This window comes from Hamadaea flava, assembly GCF_024172085.1.
Classification (GTDB): Bacteria; Actinomycetota; Actinomycetes; order Mycobacteriales; family Micromonosporaceae; genus Hamadaea; species Hamadaea flava.
This window is the reverse complement of record NZ_JAMZDZ010000001.1, coordinates 4,408,963-4,427,638: the sequence shown is the minus strand read 5'-3', so window position 1 is coordinate 4,427,638 and position 18,676 is coordinate 4,408,963. Positions and strand designations below refer to the sequence as shown.

The 18,676-nt window shown below is 68.9% G+C and carries 18 protein-coding genes and 1 pseudogene; 13 read left to right on the top strand and 6 right to left on the bottom strand.

All coding sequences use genetic code 11. From position 1 onward, the window contains the following. Positions 1 to 129: 129 nt before the first annotated feature. A complete protein-coding gene (locus tag HDA40_RS20900; RefSeq protein ID WP_253758432.1) occupies positions 130 to 777 on the bottom strand; it encodes a TetR/AcrR family transcriptional regulator in 648 nt (215 codons plus the stop codon). 100 nt (positions 778 to 877) lie between these two features. Between HDA40_RS20900 and HDA40_RS20895 the strand changes: the two genes are divergently transcribed. Beyond that, positions 878 to 1,831: a hypothetical protein gene (locus tag HDA40_RS20895; protein ID WP_253758430.1), complete on the top strand. Its 954-nt coding sequence runs from the start codon at positions 878 to 880 to the stop codon at positions 1,829 to 1,831. Between the two features lie 165 nt (positions 1,832 to 1,996). Here the strand turns inward: HDA40_RS20895 and serC are convergent, their stop codons facing one another. Next, positions 1,997 to 3,118: a phosphoserine transaminase gene (serC, locus tag HDA40_RS20890; protein WP_253758428.1), complete on the bottom strand. Its 1,122-nt coding sequence runs from the start codon at positions 3,116 to 3,118 to the stop codon at positions 1,997 to 1,999. A gap of 183 nt (positions 3,119 to 3,301) precedes the next feature. Then, on the bottom strand, positions 3,302 to 4,405 hold the full coding sequence (locus HDA40_RS20885; protein ID WP_253758419.1) for a citrate synthase 2: 1,104 nt from the start codon (positions 4,403 to 4,405) through the stop codon (positions 3,302 to 3,304). A 342-nt stretch (positions 4,406 to 4,747) separates the two neighbouring features. Here HDA40_RS20885 and pdxH point away from each other — a divergent pair, with 342 nt between their 5' ends. From pdxH to HDA40_RS20870, 3 genes are read left to right on the top strand one after another with little or no spacing between them, the layout of a single operon-like run. Continuing rightward, positions 4,748 to 5,422, top strand: coding sequence for a pyridoxamine 5'-phosphate oxidase (gene pdxH, locus HDA40_RS20880; protein ID WP_372503168.1), 675 nt, complete (start codon positions 4,748 to 4,750; stop codon positions 5,420 to 5,422). Beyond that, positions 5,419 to 6,678, top strand: a complete 1,260-nt coding sequence (locus HDA40_RS20875; RefSeq protein ID WP_253758417.1) for an MFS transporter — start codon at positions 5,419 to 5,421, stop codon at positions 6,676 to 6,678. Before pdxH ends, HDA40_RS20875 begins: the two co-directional genes overlap by 4 nt. A gap of 9 nt (positions 6,679 to 6,687) precedes the next feature. Then, entirely contained in the window at positions 6,688 to 7,596 is a 909-nt protein-coding gene (locus tag HDA40_RS20870; protein WP_253758415.1) for an aldose 1-epimerase family protein, read from the top strand. Between the two features lie 172 nt (positions 7,597 to 7,768). Here the strand turns inward: HDA40_RS20870 and HDA40_RS20865 are convergent, their stop codons facing one another. Next, a complete protein-coding gene (locus HDA40_RS20865) occupies positions 7,769 to 8,380 on the bottom strand; it encodes a nitroreductase family protein (RefSeq protein WP_253758413.1) in 612 nt (203 codons plus the stop codon). An 18-nt stretch (positions 8,381 to 8,398) separates the two neighbouring features. Here HDA40_RS20865 and HDA40_RS20860 point away from each other — a divergent pair, with 18 nt between their 5' ends. The 7 genes and pseudogenes from HDA40_RS20860 to HDA40_RS20830 all read left to right on the top strand — a co-directional run bounded on the left by HDA40_RS20860 (position 8,399) and on the right by HDA40_RS20830 (position 13,119). Beyond that, a complete protein-coding gene (locus tag HDA40_RS20860) occupies positions 8,399 to 9,358 on the top strand; it encodes an asparaginase (RefSeq protein WP_253758411.1) in 960 nt (319 codons plus the stop codon). A gap of 62 nt (positions 9,359 to 9,420) precedes the next feature. Continuing rightward, positions 9,421 to 9,750, top strand: a pseudogene (locus tag HDA40_RS20855) (helix-turn-helix domain-containing protein); the annotation flags it as partial. 59 nt (positions 9,751 to 9,809) lie between these two features. Continuing rightward, positions 9,810 to 10,256: a hypothetical protein gene (locus HDA40_RS20850; RefSeq protein ID WP_253758407.1), complete on the top strand. Its 447-nt coding sequence runs from the start codon at positions 9,810 to 9,812 to the stop codon at positions 10,254 to 10,256. 71 nt (positions 10,257 to 10,327) lie between these two features. Next, a complete protein-coding gene (locus HDA40_RS20845) occupies positions 10,328 to 10,648 on the top strand; it encodes a DUF2516 family protein (protein WP_253758405.1) in 321 nt (106 codons plus the stop codon). Continuing rightward, positions 10,645 to 11,532 carry an alpha/beta fold hydrolase gene (locus tag HDA40_RS20840; protein WP_253758403.1) on the top strand — a complete coding sequence of 296 codons (888 nt, stop codon included), beginning with the start codon at positions 10,645 to 10,647 and terminating at the stop codon, positions 11,530 to 11,532. Before HDA40_RS20845 ends, HDA40_RS20840 begins: the two co-directional genes overlap by 4 nt. 56 nt (positions 11,533 to 11,588) lie before the next feature. Next, complete coding sequence (locus HDA40_RS20835) at positions 11,589 to 12,323, top strand: alanyl-tRNA editing protein (protein ID WP_253758401.1); 735 nt, start codon at positions 11,589 to 11,591, stop codon at positions 12,321 to 12,323. 25 nt (positions 12,324 to 12,348) lie between these two features. Next, a complete protein-coding gene (locus HDA40_RS20830) occupies positions 12,349 to 13,119 on the top strand; it encodes an EI24 domain-containing protein (RefSeq protein ID WP_253758399.1) in 771 nt (256 codons plus the stop codon). 4 nt (positions 13,120 to 13,123) lie between these two features. On the opposite strand, the gene HDA40_RS20825 is transcribed toward HDA40_RS20830, so the two are convergent. Further along, positions 13,124 to 14,110 (bottom strand): aromatic acid exporter family protein, encoded by a 987-nt coding sequence (locus tag HDA40_RS20825; RefSeq protein ID WP_253758397.1) that lies wholly within the window; start codon positions 14,108 to 14,110, stop codon positions 13,124 to 13,126. A gap of 187 nt (positions 14,111 to 14,297) precedes the next feature. Between HDA40_RS20825 and htpX the strand changes: the two genes are divergently transcribed. Next, positions 14,298 to 15,179 carry a zinc metalloprotease HtpX gene (gene htpX / locus HDA40_RS20820; protein WP_372502900.1) on the top strand — a complete coding sequence of 294 codons (882 nt, stop codon included), beginning with the start codon at positions 14,298 to 14,300 and terminating at the stop codon, positions 15,177 to 15,179. Positions 15,180 to 15,485: 306 nt separating this feature from the next. Here the strand turns inward: htpX and HDA40_RS20815 are convergent, their stop codons facing one another. Further along, positions 15,486 to 15,932 (bottom strand): hypothetical protein, encoded by a 447-nt coding sequence (locus tag HDA40_RS20815; protein ID WP_253758393.1) that lies wholly within the window; start codon positions 15,930 to 15,932, stop codon positions 15,486 to 15,488. 1,514 nt (positions 15,933 to 17,446) lie between these two features. Between HDA40_RS20815 and HDA40_RS20810 the strand changes: the two genes are divergently transcribed. Then, positions 17,447 to 18,382, top strand: coding sequence for a pentapeptide repeat-containing protein (locus HDA40_RS20810; RefSeq protein WP_253758391.1), 936 nt, complete (start codon positions 17,447 to 17,449; stop codon positions 18,380 to 18,382). The last annotated feature ends 294 nt before the right edge of the window (positions 18,383 to 18,676 follow it).

Genomic DNA, 18,676 nt, shown 5'->3' with positions numbered 1-18,676 from the left:
TAGCGAACGCCGACGACACCGATCCGCCCGCCAGTCAGCGCAGTCCACCCGTTGATCAGTCCGTTAGGGAGTTGATCAGGGAGCCCGGTACGCGAAACCACCCGGTCGATCACGACCGCTAGTTCATGATCACGCGGAAAGCGGCGGCGGAAAGCGGGAAAGCGGCGGCGGAAAGCGGGAAAGCGGGGGCGGTGGAGGGGCGAGGCGGGTTAGGCCGGCGATGCCGGCGACGTACTCCGACGGCGAGGGGCCGCCGGTGAGGACGCGCTGGAGGGCGTACCCCTGGGCCAGGGACAGCAGCACGCCGGAGAGTTCGTCGGCGGTGACGCCTTCGGGGAGCGGCAGTTCGGAGGCGTACTCCCGGAATTCGTCGCGCAGTCGTGCGTACAAGTCGGTCACGAGGACACGCAGCGACGGATTGGTGAGTGACTCAGACCAGACCTGGAGCGCGACCCGGAACATGCCGTCGGGGCCGAGGGCCGGTTCCATGACCGTGAGCGCCGCGGCGAGGGTGTCTTCGACCGGGAGCCGGGGGCGCGCGCTGGTGACCTGGTGCAGTCGTCCGGTGATCTCGTCGACGACCTGGCCGACGATGGCCGCGATCAGTTCTTCTTTGCTCTTGAAGTACCGGTAGACCGCACCGACCGACAGTCCTGCTTCCTTGATCACGTCTTGCATGGTCGTGGCGTGGAAGCCGTTGCGCGTGAAGCAGGCCCGCGCCGCGTCGATGATCTGCTGGCGGCGGGCGGCGAGGTGCTGGTCGGAGACGCGCGGCATGGGTCACATCGTAAAACGAACGTTCGTTCTTGACACTGGCGTGGGCCTGGAAGCATGCTGTGGGCAATAGAGAACGAGCATTCGTTTTATTGGAGGAGCCATGAAACGAGCCGCACTCCTCGCGGCCGTCGTCATCGTGGCGCAGGCACTGCTCATCCCGCTCTTCGTCGGTCCCGCCGCCAACATGGCCCCGCGGGACCTGCCGATCGCCGTCGCCGGGCCGGGCCCCGCGACCAGCGCGATCACCGCGAAGTTGCAGGCGGAGGAGGGTGCGTTCACGATCACGCAGGCGGCCGACGCCACCGCCGCCGACCAGCTCATCCGCGATCGCGAGGTCTACGGCGCGTTCGTGGTGACGGCGTCCGGCGTCGAGGTCCACACCGCGCCCGCCGCGAGCCCCGTGGTCGCCACGCTGCTCAGCGCGGCCGCCGCCGAGAACAACGCCAAGGTGGTCGCGGTGGTCCCGCTCCCGGCCGACGATCCGCGCGGTGCCGGCTTCACGGCCGGCTTCCTGCCCCTGCTGCTCACCGGCATGCTCGCGGGCATCCTGCTGGTCGTCCTGGTTCCGCTGAAGTGGGCCCGCCTTCTGGGTTCCCTCGGGTACGCCGTAGGCAGCGGCCTGATCGGGTCGGTCGTGTTGCGCGAGTGGCTCGGGGTGATCACGGGGAACTACTGGGCCGACGCGGCCGCGGTCGGACTCGTGGGGCTGGCGGCCTCAGCCCTGGTGGCCGGGCTTGGCAGCGTCTTCGGACCGCCCGGCATCGGGCTCGGCGCGCTGACAGTGTTCCTGGTCGGCAACCCGTTGTCCGGGGTCGCCGGGGCGCCGGAACTCCTGCCGCAGCCCTGGGGTGACGTGGGGCAGCATCTTCCGGCCGGAGCCGGGGCGACGCTACTGCGCAGTGTCGCGTTCTTCGACGGCGCCGGCAGCGCGTACTCGATGTGGGTATTGATCGCCTATGCCGTCGGCGGTCTGGCCCTGATCGCAGTGGGCAGGTCCACGCGGCCGGCCGTGCAGCCGGTGGCGGAACCCGTCCGCGAGCCCGTGGCGGCCTGACCCCGCCCGCATGATCGTCGGCTGCCGCCGATCAGTGGGTCTGGCCGCCAAGATCGCCGGTTGCCGCCGTTCATGGAGGTCGCGACGGCCAAGAACGGCGGCAGCCGACGATCAAAGACGCGTTTCCGCGTTGATCGTCGGCTGCCGCCGATCTTCGTGCGTGGATCAGAGCTGCGAGATGACGTAGTCGATGCTCGCCGTGAGCGCCTCGACGTCGGCCGGCTCGACGGCCGGGTAGAGCGCGATGCGCAGCTGGTTGCGGCCGAGCTTCCGGTAGGGCTCGGTGTCGACGATGCCGTTGGCCCGCAGGGTCTTGGCGATCGCCGTCGCGTCGACGCCCTCGGCGAAGTCGATCGTCGCGACCACGTTGGACCGCAGGCCCGGGTCGGTGACGAACGGCGTCGCGACCGGCGACTTCTCGGCCCAGTTGTAGACGATCGCGGCGCTCTCCGCGGTCCGCGCCGCCGCCCAGGCCAGGCCGCCCTGCTTGTTCATCCACTCGGTCTGCTCGGCCGCGAGGAAGACCGTCGCGACGGCGGGCGTGTTGAGCGTCTGCTCCAGGCGCGAGTTGTCGATCGCCGTGACCAGGTCGAGGAAGGCCGGGATGTAGCGGCCGGTCGCCTTGATCTCGTTCGCCCGCTCGATCGCGGCCGGCGAGAGCAGTGCGATCCACAGCCCGCCGTCGGAGGCGAAGCACTTCTGCGGGGCGAAGTAGTAGACGTCGCTCTGCGTCAGATCGACGGCCAGGCCACCGGCGGCCGACGTGGCGTCGTGCAGCAGCAGCGCGCCCTCGTCCGCCCCGGCCACGCGGGTCACCGGCACGGCCACACCCGTGGACGTCTCGTTCTGCGCCACGCCGTACGCGTCGACGCCGGCCTCCGCGACCAGGTCGGCGGCGGTGCCCGGGTCGGCCTTGCGAACGGTCGGCTCACCGAGGAACGGCGCGTCCTTGACGGCCTTGGCGAACTTGGCGCCGAACTCCCCGAACGTGGCGAACTGGGCCCGATCGCGGATCAGCGAGAACGCGGCGACCTCCCAGAAGGCGGTCGTCCCGCCGTTGCCGAGAATGACCTCGTAGCCCTCCGGCAGGGAGAAGAACTCGGCGAGGCCGGCCCGCAGCCGGGCGACCTGCTCCTTGACCGGCTTCTGCCGGTGGGAGGTCCCCAGGAGGGACGTTCCGGTCTCGGCCAGGGCGGTCACCGCCTCGGTCCGAATCTTGGACGGGCCGCAGCCGAAGCGACCGTCGGCGGGCTTGAGCGAGTCGGGGATGCGGATCGGATCAGCCATGGATATCGAATCCTTAACGGGCCGTGACGGGACACCCGGCAACACTGCCGATGTCGCATCCTCCCACGTCAGGCTCGGCCCGCCGACACGCCGCCCACGAAGTGGCCCGTGACGGTCGTCACGGGCCACTGTCGATCAAGTGCCTGATCAGGCTGGTTGTGCGGGTGGTGCGCAGGCGGTCGCTCAGCCGTGCGCGATGGCGTCCCAGCCCTCGACGTCCTGCGGCTTGCGCGTACCCGGGCCGATGTACTTGGCCGAGGGACGGACGAGCCGGTTGAGCTTCTTCTGCTCGAGGATGTGCGCCGACCAGCCGGCCACCCGGGCGCAGGTGAACATCGAGGTGAACATGTGCGACGGGACCTCGGCGAAGTCGAGGACGACAGCCGACCAGAACTCGACGTTGGTCTCGAGGACGCGGTCGGGCTTGCGGGCGCGCAGCTCGGCGAGAGCGGCCTTCTCCAGCGCCTCGGCGACCTCGTAGCGCGGCGCGCCGAGTTCCTTCGCCGTACGCCGCAGGACGCGGGCGCGCGGGTCCTCGGCCCGGTAGACGCGGTGGCCGAAGCCCATCAGGCGCTCGCCCCGGTCGAGGACGCCCTTGACGTACTCCTCGGCGTTCCCGGAGCGCTCGACGCCCTCGATCATGTGCAGTACGCGGCTGGGCGCGCCACCGTGCAGCGGGCCGGACAGGGCGCCGATCCCGGAGGAGATGCAGGCAGCGGCGTCGGCACCGGTGGAGGCGACGATCCGGGCGGTGAAGGTGGAGGCGTTCAGGCCGTGCTCGGCCGCCGAGATGAAGTACGCGTCGACCGCCTTGACGTGCCGCGGGTCGGGCTCGCCCCGCCAGCGCTTCATGAAGCGCTCGACGATGGTGGCCGCCTTGTCGATCTCGCGCTGCGGGACGGCCGGCAGGCCGAGGCCCCGGGCGGACTGCGCGACGAAGCTCAGCGCGGTCACCGATACGCGGGCGAGGTCCTCACGGGCCTGCTCGTCGGCGATGTCGAGGAGCTGGCCGAGACCCCAGTACGGCGCGAGCATGGCGACGGCGGACTGCACGTCGACCCGGATGTCACCGGAGTGCACCGGGACCGGGAACGGCTCGGCCGGGGGCAGGCCAGGGCCGAATTTGCCGTCGACCAGCAGCGCCCAGACGTTTCCGAAGGACACGTGGCCGATCAGGTCTTCGATGTCGACCCCGCGATAGCGCAGCGAGCCGCCCTCTTTGTCGGGCTCGGCGATCTCGGTCTCGAAGGCTACGACGCCCTCCAGCCCCGGCTTGAACTCGGACATTCCGCTCTCTCCCTATGGGACGCTCCGTGGAACCCGGCTGCTTCGCGCGTACGACCCGCAGGCGGGGGATGCTGAGTGGCTGTCAACGTCCACGGCTGCGGACGCTGAGTGGCTGTCAACGTCCACGGCTGCGGACGCTGAGTGGCTGTCAACGTCCACCGGCGTGGACGCTGAGTGGTCGTTCAGCGCACATCTTGCCCCCACGATGGGCATCGAGGCGAGCCTCGCGGGCCTCCGACAAGCGACATTCTCCCGCTTTGCGCCCGGTTTCGCTGCGAAACTCCGTTCGGAACCGCTGGTGACGACACATCTTCGAGCAAAGCCTCGACGGTGTATGAGTATGTGATCGTGACCACGAACACACCCGACCTCCCGCACATGCGCAACGACTACCGGCTCGACACCCTCGTCGAGACGGACCTCGCCGCAAGCTGGCACGAACAGTTCGCCGCGTGGCTCGCCGACGCCGTCGACGCCGGGCTGCCGGAGCCGAACGCCATGATCGTCGCGACCGCCTCCCCGGAGGGCCGGCCCAGCGCGCGGACGGTGCTGCTCAAGGCGTACGACGAGGGCGGGTTCTCGTTCTTCACCAACTACACGTCTCGCAAGGGCGGCGAACTCGACGCCAACCCGTACGCGAGCCTGCTGTTCCCGTGGCACGCCATGCAGCGGCAGGTGATCGTCACCGGCCGGGCGGTCCGGGTGCCGCGGGCGGAGACCGAGGCGTACTTCGCCGAGCGACCGCGCGGGTCGCAGCTCGGGGCCTGGGCCAGCCCGCAGTCCTCGGTGATCGACGGGCGCGAGCCGCTGGAGGACGCGTGGGAGGCGTACGCGGAACGCTTCGCCGGCGAAGTGCCACCCCCGCCGCACTGGGGCGGCTACCGCGTCGCCCCCGACACTGTGGAGTTCTGGCAGGGCCGGCCGTCCCGCCTCCACGACCGGCTCCGCTTCCGGCGCCTGGTGACCGGGACGACTCTTGATCACGACGAGTGGATCGTGGAACGCTTGGCTCCGTGACGGCGACCCCCCTCGCCCGCCGGTTCCTCATCGACCTGACACCGCTGCGGCACACGACGTACCGCCGTGTCTTCGTGGGCAACGCCTTCGGCTTCTTCGGCGCCCAGTTCACGGCGGTCGCCGTGCCGGTGCAGATGTACGCCCTGACGAAGTCCTCGCTGTGGGTCGGTCTTCTGGGACTGGCCGGCTTCGTGCCCATGCTCGTCTTCTCGATCTGGGGCGGGGCGTACGCCGACGCGATGGACCGCCGTCGGCTGCTGCTGACCTCGTCGGTCATCGTCTGGCTGGCGACCCTGTTCCTGTTCGTCGCGACGGTGACCGGCCTGGTCAATCCGGTGCTGCTGCTGATCGCGCTGTTCGTGCAGACCACGGGATTCGCGGTGTCGACGCCGACCCGGCAGTCGATCCTGCCCCGGCTGGTCGGCGAGGCGGATCTGGCCTCGGCCACCACGCTCAACTTCACGATGATGAACGCGATGATCGTGTTCGGCCCGCTCGCGGCCGGCATGCTGCTCGCGTTCGCGCCCGGTCGAGGTGGGCTGACCGTCGCGTACCTCTTCGACGCGCTGCTCTTCACGGCCAGCCTCTGGGCCACCTATCGGCTGCCGCAGTTGCCCGCCCACGATTCGGCCGCCCCGGCGGGCTGGCGGAGCATCGTGGACGGGTTCGGCTTCCTGCTGCGTACGCCGATCCTGCTCGCGTCGTTCGCCGTCGACCTCGTCGCGATGGTGATCGCCCTGCCGAGAGCACTGTTCCCGCAGCTCGGGGCGGAGCGGTTCGGCGGCGACGGGGCCGCGGTCGGCTGGCTCTACGCGGCCATCGCGATCGGCACCGTGGCCGCCGGGCTCACCTCGGGCTGGATCTCCCGCGTACGCCGTCAGGGGCTGGCCCTGCTCGCTGCGGTGGTCGGCTGGGGTGCGGCGGTCGCCGCAGCCGGGTTCGTCCACCAACTCTGGCTGGTCGTGCTGCTGCTCGCCGTCGGCGGGGTGTTCGACCTGGTCAGCTCGGTCTACCGCAACATCATCATGCTGGAGGCCTGCCCCGACGAGCTGCGCGGCCGGGTGCAGGGCGTACGCACAGCGGTCGTCGTCGGCGGACCCCGCCTCGGCGACCTTCGCGCCGGCGCGACCGCGGCCGCCTTCGGCGTCACGGGCGCCTGGGTCGGTGGCGGTGTCGCGTGTGTGCTGCTTGTTGTCACGCTCGCCGTGGTCGTCCCTTCGTTGGTCCGGTATACGAAGCCGCGAACGGTCGGTTAAGGTTCGCCCATGCCACAAGCGCCGTCGGGCACACAATGGACGATCAGTCACGCCGACCAGACCGCCACGGTCGTGGAGATCGGCGGGGGACTGCGTACCTATCGGGCCGGTGACCGGGAAGTCCTCGACGGGTACGCCGAGGACGAGATCAGCCCCGCGGGTGCGGGCCAGGTCCTCGCGCCCTGGCCCAACCGGCTGCGGGACGGCCAGTACGCCTTCGGCGGCAACACCTACCAGCTGCCGCTGTCGGAGCCCACCACGCACAGCGCGATCCACGGCCTCGTCCGGTGGCTGCCGTGGCGGCTGCTCGACCAGGGCCCGTCGCACGTCACGCTCGGTCTCGAACTGGCCGCGCGTCCGGCGTACCCGTGGAGTTTGAGCTTGACCACCCGCTATGAGCTGGCCGGCGACGGACTGACGGTGACGCACGGCGCGACCGACACCGCCGCGGAGCCGGCACCGTTCGGCCTGGGCACCCACCCGTATCTGATGCCGGCCGGGAGTGTCGAGGACACCTGGCTGACCGTGCCCGCGCGGTCCCGGCTGCTGGTCGACGGCCGCAGCCTGCCGATCGGCGCGGCCAAGGTGGCCGGCTCGGAGTGGGACTACACGACCGCCAAGCGGATCGGATCCGGTCGCCTCGACACCGCGTTCGGCGACGTCATCCGGGGCGAGGACGGGCGGCACGCGGTTGTGCTCGGCGGCCCCGACGCGCCGCTGACCAGCGTCTGGGCTGATGCCTCGTTCGGCTGGTGGCAGCTGTACACCGCGGACAGCGCCGCCCAGCCGCGCCGCCGCCGGTCGATCGCCGTCGAGCCGATGACCTGCCCGCCGGACGCGCTGCGCTCGGGCCGGGACCTGATCGTGCTCAAGCCCGGCGAGCCGTGGACCGCCTCCTGGGGCATCACCCCTCACTGACCTCGCGCTGCCCACGCGCCCCCTTCGCCGTCCCGCGCCCCCTCCGGCCCGGTGCGGTCCGCATCGCTTGTTGATCACCTGCCTGCGGGAATGATCAGGGTCGCGCGGACACGACACGCCGGTCGATCACGACCGAAAGTTCATGATCGCGCCCTCAAAAGGGGGGAAGGCGCTAGCGCGGGGTGAAGCGGGTGCGGTGGACGACCTCGTCGACGCCGCGGCGGCCGCGGCGGAGCGAAGGCGAGCGCCGGTCCGGTGCGCGGTAGCCCACGGTGATCGCCCCGATCGGCGTGTACGAGCCGGGCACGTCGAACGCGGCCCGGAACGCGTCGACCCGGGCGGGTGGGATGCCGAAGAAGCACGCGCCGAGTCCATTGTCGACCGCGGTGAGCAGCATCATCAGTGAGGCCATCCCGGCGTCGATGTGCCAGTAGGGGACCGGCCAGCGGGACTCGTCGCGATCGGTCCAGCCCTTGTCCGGCTCGGCGTACCGGTCCAGGTAAGCGTCTTTGCAGGACAGCGGCACGATGATCACCGGCGCCGACCGCATGCCGCGCAGCCAGTTGTCCGGTGGTCCAGCGGCCGGCGGCGTGGTCGCGGCCCAGAACTCGGCCACCGAGGCCGGGGTGTCGAGGACGAGGAACGCCCAGCCTTGCGAGAAGCCCGCGCTCGGGGCGTGGATCGCGTGCTGAAGGAGTTCATCGACGATCTCCGGTGGCACCGGGCGATCGGGGTCGTAGTTGCGCACCATTCGCCGCCGGGCGACGACATCGCGGAATTCCATGCCCTCTACCCTGCCAGTATGGGCAAGACCTATCAGGGTGGCGAGCTGCTCGCCGAAGTCGTCCGGTCGGGGTTCGTCGAGGGGCTGCACCGTGGTTCGGTGGTCGTCCTCGACGCCACGGGCACGCGGGTCGCGTCCGCGGGCGACGTCGAGGCGCCGATCTTCCCGCGCTCGTCGAACAAGCCCATGCAGGCGGTGGGCATGCTCCGCGCGGGGCTGCGGCTCACCGACCCGGCTGATCTCGCTCTCGCCGCCGCGAGTCACTTCGGCCAGGACTTTCACATCTCACGGGTACGCGCACTGCTGCGCTCCGCCGGGGTCGACGAGTCGGCGCTGCGCTGCCCGCCGGATCTTCCCCTGGACGAGGCCGCGCGGGCCGAGGTGCTGCGCGCGGGCGGCCGGGCCGAGCGCGTCTACATGAACTGTTCGGGCAAGCACACGGGGATGCTGCTCACCTGCCTCGCGGCGGGCTGGGCGACCGAGGGGTACCTCGATCCCGAGCACCCGTTGCAGGAGCGGCTGCGGGACGCGGTCGAGTCGTTCGCGGGCGAGCCGGTGGCCGCGACCGGGGTCGACGGCTGCGGCGCGCCGGTGCTCGCGATCTCGCTGACCGGGCTCGCGCGGGCGTTCCTCGCGCTGGTGGAGGCGCCGGTGGGCTCGGCGGAGCGGTCGGTGGCCGACGCGATGCGGGCGTACCCGGAACTGGTGAGCGGCACCGGGCAGGACGACGACCGCTTGATGAAGGGCGTACCGGGGTTGCTGTCGAAGGGCGGAGCCGAGGGCGTGCACGCGCTGGCCGTCCCCGGGGTCGGCGCGGTCGCGGTGAAGATCGACGACGGTGGGATGCGGGCGCGCATGCCGATCGTGGTGAGCGCGTTGCGCCGCTTGGGCGTCGAAGCGCCCGTACTCTCTGAGCTGACCGAGTTTCAGCTGCTCGGTGGGGGAGAGCCGGTGGGGGCGGTTCGGGCCACCTGGTGACTCTGCTAACTCTTGTTAGCATTCTGCTTGCAGGAGTTAACACCCTGGCATACCTTGGGTGAGTGCACACGCCCGACATCGGCTCCTTCATCAAGGACCTGCGCGAGAACGCCAAGATCTCGCTCCGGCAGCTCGCCGAGCAGGCCGGTGTCAGCAACGCGTACATCAGCCAGATCGAGCGGGGGTTGCGTAAGCCGAGCGCGGAGGTGCTCGCTTCCATCGCGGGCGCGCTGCGTGTCTCGACTCCGGCGATGTACCTGCGGGCGGGACTGCTCGGGAAGGACGACACGCACGGCGTCGTCGCGGCCATCTCGGCCGATCCCGAGTTGACCCTGGCGCAGAAGCAGTCCCTGACCCAGATCTACGAGACATTCCGCCGGGAGAACGCGCGGGACACCGACCGTGACGACGCCGGCATCGCCGAGAGCGCCGCCGTTGAGGAGGAATACCAGTGAGCACCACCGACCAGAAGCACTCCAACGCCGTGTACGCCGCTGCCGGCATCGGCGACCTGGCCGTCGAGCAGCTGAAGAAGATTCCGGCGCTGGCCGAGCAGCTGCGTAGCAAGGCCGGGCAGCTGCGTGAGCAGGGGCCGACGCTGCGCGCCCAGGCCACCGAGAAGGCCGCCGAGCTGACCGGCAAGGTCGACGTCGAGCGCATCCGCACCGTTCTGATGACGAACGCGCAGAAGGCCGCCGAGAAGGCGACCGCCCTCTACGGCGACCTCGTCGCCCGGGGTGAGCGCGTCGTCGACACCGAGCCCGGCGCGGCCGACGTGGTCGACTCCGAGATCGTCGACCCGGCCCCGCAGGCGACCGCCGACCCGGAGGCGCCCGACGCGCCGAAGCCCGCCGCCAAGCCGACCGCCCGCAAGCCGAAGGCCACGCCAGAGGGCTGAGAAAAACGCCGATGCGCTGGGGTCGTCCTCGTGATGTGCGAGGACGACCCCAGTTGCATACTCTTGGCGGCATGGGACTGGTTTCGTCGTCGTATTTCGCCGACACCATCGTGGGCTGGCTGAACCTGATCATCAACGTCGCGGCGATCATCTTGGAGGCCTGGGCGGTCATCCACTGCGCCATGCAGCGGCCGGACGCGTTCACCGCCCTCGGCACGCCCATCCCCAAGGGCGGCTGGCTGGTCATCCTCATCCTGTCCCTGATCATCACGCTGTTCTTCGGCGTCCTGGGCTCGCTGTTCATGCTGGGTCTGATCGGTCTCGGCTTCACCGGCTTCTACCTCCTCCAGCTGCGCTCGGGCTTCCGAGAACTCCTGGAGGGTCGCTGGTGAACCAGTTCCGCTGGCCGCCGCCGCCGGACGGCACACCCCGGCGGGTGCGGCCGCGGTACGGGGCGCCCCGGTCGGCCCGCCCGGCCCCGCTCGCGGCGACGACCGAACTGATCGCCACGCCGCACGGCGTACTGCTGGAGCGGCTCGTCACCGGCATCGGCGACCCCGTGACCGTCTTCGCGCACGGGCTGGCCCAGGGCATCCCGGAGACCCGCGTCTACGGCAGCGGCGTCACCGGCCGGCGGGTGTTCTTCCAGTTCCGGGGGCACGGCCGATCCGACGCCCCGCCCGGCGAGTGGACGTACGCCGACCTCACGCGGGACCTGCGGGCGATCGCGGACCTCTCCGGCGCGACGCGCGCGCTCGGCGTCAGCCTCGGGGCCGGCGCCCTCACCCGGCTGCTGGTGGACTCGCCGGACCGGTTCGAGAAGCTCGTCTTCGTCCTGCCGGCGGTGCTGACCCAGCGGGTCTCGACGGCCAGCCAGGAGCGCATCACGACGCTGCTGGAGGCGCTCGACAGCGGCGACATCGGCCAGCTCGCCAATCAGCTGGTGGCCGAGGTGCCCAAGACGTTCCGCAACGCCGCACCCGGCTGGGCGTACGTGCGGCAGCGGCTCGATGCGCTGCTCCGTGACGGGCTCGCACCGGGCGTCGCCGCCTTCGCCGAGCAGTCCGCGATCCTCGACCTCACAGCGCTGGCCAAGGTGCGAGTGCCGGCCTTGGTGATCGGCTGCCTCGGCGACGAGCTGCACCCGGTCGGCGTGGCCGAGGAACTGGCCGAAGCGCTGCCCAACGCGCAGGTGCAGATCTATCAGCGCCCGGCCCTGCTCTGGACCGAACGCGCCGAGCTGCGTGACCGCATCTCGTCGTTCCTGAACGACTGAGCGGCACCGCCTGAGCCAGCGCCTGACCGGACCGGCTCGGGAGTACGCTCGCCCGCATGGGTGTGACGCGCCATGGGCGTACCGACCGCTTGGACCTGCTGGACCCCACCCTGCGTGAGTGGGAGTGCACCGTGGTGGCCGCGGACCCCGAGACCGGCATCGTGCTGGACCGGTCGGCGTTCTACCCGGGCGGCGGCGGCCAGCCGCCGGACCACGGCGTGCTGCTGTGGCAGGGCGTGCAGACCCGGATCGCCGGGACGCGCAAGGGCGACGACCTCTACCTGATTCCGGTCGAGGGCGACCCGATCCCGCCGGTCGGCACGCAGGTCGTCGGCGCGGTCGAGGACGAGCGGCGGTCGCTGCTCATGCGCACGCACTCCGGCCTGCACATCCTGTGCGGCGTGGTGTTCCGCGACTTCGGCGCGTTGGTGACGGGCGGCAACATGGAGCCCGGCGAGGCGCGGATGGACTTCAACCTCCCCGAGGTGCCCGCCGAGTTCAAGGCGCGGCTGGAAGAGCTGGTCAACGCCGAGATCGTGGCCGACCGGAAGGTCGTCACCAAGGTGCTCGCCCGTGACGAGGCGCTCGCCCTGCCCGACATCATCCGGACGCAGTCCAACCTCATTCCGGCGGACGAGGCGGAGATCCGGATCGTCGACATCGTGGGTCTCGACGTCCAGGCCGACGGCGGTACGCACGTCGCCTCGACCTCGGCGGTCGGCAAGGTGCAGGTCGTGAAGGTGGAGAGCAAGGGCAAGGCGAACCGTCGGGTTCGCGTACGCCTGGGGTAGCCGTCCTCCGCTAAGCTGCGCGTCCATGATGGCGCAGTTGTTCGAGGGCGTACGCATCTTCGGCCGCGGCCTGAGGATCTACGGACGCAATCCGGGGCTGGTCGTGCTGGGCATCATTCCGGCCCTGATCACCCTGCTCCTGTTCGCGTTCCTCTTCGGACTGCTGCTGTACTTCGTGGACGACCTGAGCGCCACCGTCACGTGGTTCGCCGACGACTGGTCCACCGGCTGGCGTACGGCGACCCGGATCGCGGCCGGAGTCGGGCTCGTCGGAGTCGCGATGCTGCTCTGGGTCGTCTCGTTCACGGCGATCACGCTGCTCATCGGCGACCCGTTCTACGAGAAGATCGCCGAGCAGGTCGAGGTCTCGCTCGGCGGCGTACCGGACGAGGTCGACCGGACCTTCTGGCAGGAGTTGTCCCGCGGGCTGCGGGACTCGCTGCGGCTGATGCTCATCTCCACGCTCTTCGGCATCCCGCTGTTCCTAGCCGGGTTCATCCCGATCGTCGGCCAGACCGTCATCCCGGTGATCGGCGCGCTGGTCGGCGGCTGGTTCCTCGCGGTCGAACTCGTCGGCGTCGCCTTCTCCCGGCGGGGCCTGACCTTCCGGGACCGCGTCGCGAAACTCCGCGGGCACCGGTGGATCGCGGTCGGCTTCGGCGCCTGCGTCTTCCTCTGCTTCCTGATCCCGCTCGGCGCGGTCTTCGTGATGCCCGCGGCGGTGGCGGGCGGGACCATCCTCGCCCGCCAGGTCCTCGGTGCGGAGACTCCGGTCCCAGCCGTCCCGCAGGCCTGATCCCTCAGGTGGCGACCGGCGTACGCCGATGCTGGAGCACGTCCGCCTCCTCGGCCGGTACGCCCGACGCGACGAGCAGGTGCAGCACGGCGGCGTCGGCGCTGGCCGCCACCCCGGCGGCGCCCAGGCTGAGCTTCTCCTCCCGCATCATCGCCACCCATTGGGCGGCCGAGATGAGCAGCGGCCGGGCGTCGCGCGGGCACCCCTGGCGCTCCAACTGCTCCCGGAGTACGCCGATCCCGTCCGCCAGCGCGTCCAGCGCCTGCGGCAACGCGACGGGCACCGGCTCGCCCGCCCGTAGAACGCCCCACCAGGCGTGCTGAGCGAGACTGCGGATGTGGCGTACGGCGTACCCGATCTCGGTGGCCATGCCGGTGTGCGTGGTGAGGTCCTGGCCGGTCGACCAGCGCAGGATCAGGGCTGAACGGCGTACCTGTAGGAGGGCCTCCTCCAGCCGGCGCAGCCAGACGTCGGTCTCCACGAGCGCGTAGACCGCGGCGCCGGCGGTGGCCGGATCGTGCTGCCGCAGTGCGGTGGAGACGGCCCGGAGGTTGGTCGTGAGGCTGGTGAGCAGCGGGTCGATCGCCTGGTTGACGAGGGTGACCGGGGATCGGGGCGTGGTGAACCAGGCAACCCCGAGCGCGGTGGCCATGCCTACCGCCGCATCGATCAGCACGTGCGGGGTACTCCAGCTCGGTCCGACGACCGCGGTGAGCAGTGCTCCGACCGCGACGCCGAAGAGCATCTCGACCGCTCGGCGGTGATGCCGGGCACAGATCAGCTCCATGGTGGCGACGGCGAAGAGTGGGGCGAAGACCGGGAACCCTTGGTGGCCGAGGAGAAAAGCCAGCACGGTGGAGCCGATCGCCGCCAAGAGGATCTGGACGGCGATCGGCCGGATCACCGGCCAGCTGTCCTTCAACATGGCCCACCAGGTGCGCGGCGAACCCGAAGACGGCAGAGCCGAGGCGAAAGCGCGGGAGGTGGACATCCGTCAAGTCTCCGGGGTCGGCCCGTATTGTCCACACTTAGGGGAAAGATGTGGTTAACCCCGCATTGGCATGGCGGTCTCACAGGCGATTCTCAGCGCCGAGAGGGATGATGTTGCCCAGGCCGCCAGTTGACACCTGGCAAGGGAGGCGACCACCGCGGTCGTCACCCGGCTGTATCGAACAGGAGTGATCGTGCACAGCCACAACGGGCTCAAGACGGCCGCGCTGCTCGGCCTCCTGACCGCGATGATCCTCGCGGTCGGGTATTGGCTGGGCGGCAGCACGGGTCTCGTCATCGCCGTCGTCCTCTCCCTGGTCATGAACGGCGTCAGCTACTTCTTCTCCGACAAGCTCGCGCTGCGGTCGATGGGCGCACAGCCGGTCACCGAACAAGAGTTCCCGGCGCTCTACCAGATGGTCCGCGAGCTCTCGCAGCAGGCGGGCAAGCCGATGCCGCGGCTGTACGTCAGCCCCACCTCGCAGCCCAACGCCTTCGCCACCGGCCGCAACCCGCAGAACGCCGCGGTCTGCGTGACCGAGGGCATCACGCGCATCCTGGACTACCGGGAGCTGCGCGGCGTGATCGGCCACGAACTGTCGCACGTCTACAACCGCGACATCCTGATCTCCAGCGTGGCGGGCGCCCTCGCGGGCATCATCACCATGCTGGCCAACCTCGCCTGGTTCATCCCGATGGGCGGCGACGACGAAGACGGCCCCAACCCGGCGGTCTTCCTCATGATGCTGATCCTCGGCCCGCTGGCCGCGTCGGTCATCCAACTGGCCGTCAGCCGGAGCCGCGAGTTCCAGGCCGACCAGTCAGGCGCCTCGCTCACCAACGACCCGCTCGCGCTCGCCTCGGCACTGCGCAAGATCCACATGGGTACGCAGCAGCTGCCGCTCCCGGCGGACAACCGGCTGACGAGCACCGCACACCTGATGATCGACAACCCGTTCAAGGGCGGCGGCATCGCCAACCTCTTCTCGACGCACCCGCCGATGGAAGAGCGCGTCCGCCGGCTCGAACTGATGGCGGCCAACTCCGGCCCCATCCAGTACGCCCGCTGACCCCAACCTCTTTCGCTGTGCGGCCTCGCCCTCCCCGGGCGGGGCCGCACTTTTCCTCGCCCCTCCTGCTTTCCGCGCGACGCCCCCTGCTTTCCGCGCGACGCCCCCCTGCTTTCCGCGCGACGCCCCCCTGCTTTCCGCGCGACGCCCCCCTGCTTTCAGCGCGACGCCCCCCTGCTTTCCGCGCGATCATGAACTATTGGTCGTGATCGACCGGCGTGTCGTGTCCGCAGCGCCCTGATCGTTTCCCGCGCGCCCTGATCGATCCGCCCGCGTGCCTGAGCGCTGATCCGGCGTGGAGTTGATCTAGAAATTGGCGTCGAACAGAGCCAAGACGTCTGCTCCTGGGTCATCTTCGCCGTTCTGGCTGAACGCCACGATGGCCTGCCGGACCATTCGCAGGTGACTGAAACTCAGCGCGGCGAAGATGGCCATGAGCACCGTCTGCGCCACCTCCTGTACCCGGTCCTCCAGATCGAACTCTCCGGACCACAGGACCACCGACGCACCCACAAACGATCCGATGAACAAAACGCCGAAGCCAATCGCATACGCGCTTTGGCGGACTATGTAGGCGACGTATTGCGCCTCATGCTTCCGCAGGTAGTCGTACAGGCGATCTTTAACTGCGGCGCGTCTCTCTTTCCGACCACGGAGTGGTTTGATAATGCGCGCGAGTTGCGCGCCTACCCATGGCGACGTCACATTCACGGCATAGCCGGCCACGATCGACAACAGCGTTGCCAGAAGCATCTCCCAGATCATAAGCGTCTATCTCACAGCCCGTAGTGCGCGAGTACATCGGCCGTCCGGGCGGTCCGCTGCCTTCGACGGTGTGCCCGCCCACCCGAACCGGTCGCGGACCTACCTCGATGAACAACATCGCGGACCATCGACGGCTCGAACCGCGTTGCGATCAAAGCTGACGTTCGGAATCTCCGGTCGATCCGGTCGATGGAGCGCGTTGGAGCGCGTTGGAGCGACACGCGAGGGTGTATGGCGTTCCACCGAATCTTGAGCAACGGCTACTACCGCGACAGCGTCTTCTACAGCGTCATCGCCTCCGAGTGGCCGGCGATCGCGGAGCGTTCACGCTCCATGTTGGCGGCATGATCGCTCAGTACGGCACGGCAGATGGAAGCGACGGTGCGGATGATCGGGATGAGGTGACATGGCACATCCCGAGTCGAAGTCGCCGGGACGACAGCCGGCCAGAGGGTCGTCCACAATTAGGCTGCTCCTACGCCTTCTCGGACCGATGGTCGCATTGGCGGGCTTCATATTCGTAGCAGTGGATTTTGCCTTCCATCCGGAAGGGTCTGATTCGCCAGGCGTTGCGCTGTCTATCGTGCTGACATTCGCGACGTATTTCGCAGTCAGGGTGGTTGTGATCATTCGCCAGGAGCGCCGACGGACGAGAGACCACGGCACTGACGAGCCGCAACCGTCCTAGGCATGAGATGGCGCAGGCGTAGTTCCCCAGAGAAGCCGTACATGGCCGGACTCAGCCGGACACCGCAGGGCGTAAAACGATCAAGGCCCTGAACCAGGCGTACTGGTTCAGGGCCTTGATCTTTGCTTGTGGCGGGTGAAGGGTTCGAACCTTCGTAGCTTTCGCGACGGATTTACAGACCGACAACTGCATGGCTATAACCTGGTGAAACATCTCAGGAGCGGGTCCGCCGACACGCATGCGACATAGTCGAGACCGCAGCAAACCGCGCGAACGGTACGGGACGTGCCGCAGCCGAACGCAGATGGCGCCCAATGTCGGCAACAAGACCGACGGGCGACCCGATCAGGGGTACCACGCATACCCGTGGATGGTTAGAACGTTGGAGTGAGACTGCCTCAATGGCTTAGGGCATCGCGCCATGATCGGCCATCGGATCTGGTCAAGTTCCCACTAGCCCTGACGCTGGTCATTACGGCGGCGCTGCTTGTCCTGATCTTGTCTGGATGGATCTTGTGGTTGGGTCTGGGGGCACCTGCCATCGGCAGCAGTCCAACACCGGCCAACGCAATGCCATCAGGCTCGTCGACCCCGAATCAATCTCGGCTGACGACTGAGGACCAGCTTCGCCTAGTGCAGATATCGCTGATCATCACCGGGGGCCTGGGAGGCGTGGTCGCCCTCGTCGTTGCATACCGGAAACAACGAATTTCTGAGGACGCGCATCGATGGGCTGAGGGTGCCGACCTACGGGCGATTGAGGCCGCCAAACGTGACGACACCAAGCACTTCAATGAGCGCTTTGCGTCAGCCAGTGCTCAACTGGGACATGGAGTCCGCGGCAGTCCGCCTCGCAGGTATCTACGCGATGGCCGGTTTGGCAGACGACTGGCCTTCCGGGCGTCAGACATGTATCGACGTGCTCTGTGCCTACTTGCGGATGCCTTATCAACCGGATTTCCAGGCTCAGGCAGCAGCGAGAACCAGGTGGAAGGAGGGCGAACGAGAGGTCAGGTTGTCGATAATCACCGTGATCCGAGATCACCTACGTGATCATCGGGGCGATCAGGAGCGGATGGCTTCAACGTGGCAGGGGCGCAGCATGGACTTCACCGGCGCAGTCTTCGATGGCGGCGACTTCTCGCACGCTGTATTCGCTGGCGGCATCGTGGACTTTAGCCGCGCAACCTTCACTGGTGGCAACGTCCGGTTCGGCAGTGCGACGTTTTCCGGTGCGAGGGTCCGGTTCAGTGGCGCGACGTTCTCCGAAGGCGTGGTCGGGTTCTCCCGCGCGACGTTCTCCGGTGGCGTGGTCGACTTCGATGGCGCGAGCTTCTCCGAAGGCAGAGTCGGGTTCAATGCTGCGACGTTTTCCGGTGCGCGGGTCCGGTTCAATGCTGCGACGTTCTCTGGAAGCCTCGTCGGGTTCCCCTTGGCGAAGTTCTGCGGCGGCGAGGTCGAGTTCAGCAATGCGAGCTTCGCCGGCGGCAGGGTCGGGTTCATGCGCGCGATCTTCGATGGTGGCAAGGTCGGATTCTTCGGCGCGAGGTTTGTTGGAGGTACGGTTGACCTCTCGGCTGTGCGGCCATACAACACGCCCGCCATGTTCTCGTGGGCCACACAGCCAGACGGACTTCGGCTTCCGCCCGAGGTTGACGCGGATCGACACGATGTTCATGGCGATAGGGCTCGAAGCATGCCGGGCGGAGCAGCAGAGCAGGCGCAGCGTCAAACAGCAGAGATCCCGTGAACCGAAGCGCTCTTTGTCCCGAATTAGGTTCAGCGCTCTAGGTCACCTCGGCAAATCCATGTCAGCGCTGGTCAGGGTCTCGGGCGAGGTTGGTCTGTGGTGGTCACCCGGGCTTGGCGTTGCAAGATCTTCTCCCAGGTTTCTCCCCATACCGAGTCGTCTGGCGACCGGCACTTGATGACGCCCGAACTGTCGTCCCTCGTCAGGTGTCATTCCGGGCAGACTTGTCGCAGGGCCGAGCGCGACCGGCGTGTTGGCCTCCTGGTCGGGCGAGCCCTTCACTGCGACACCGCT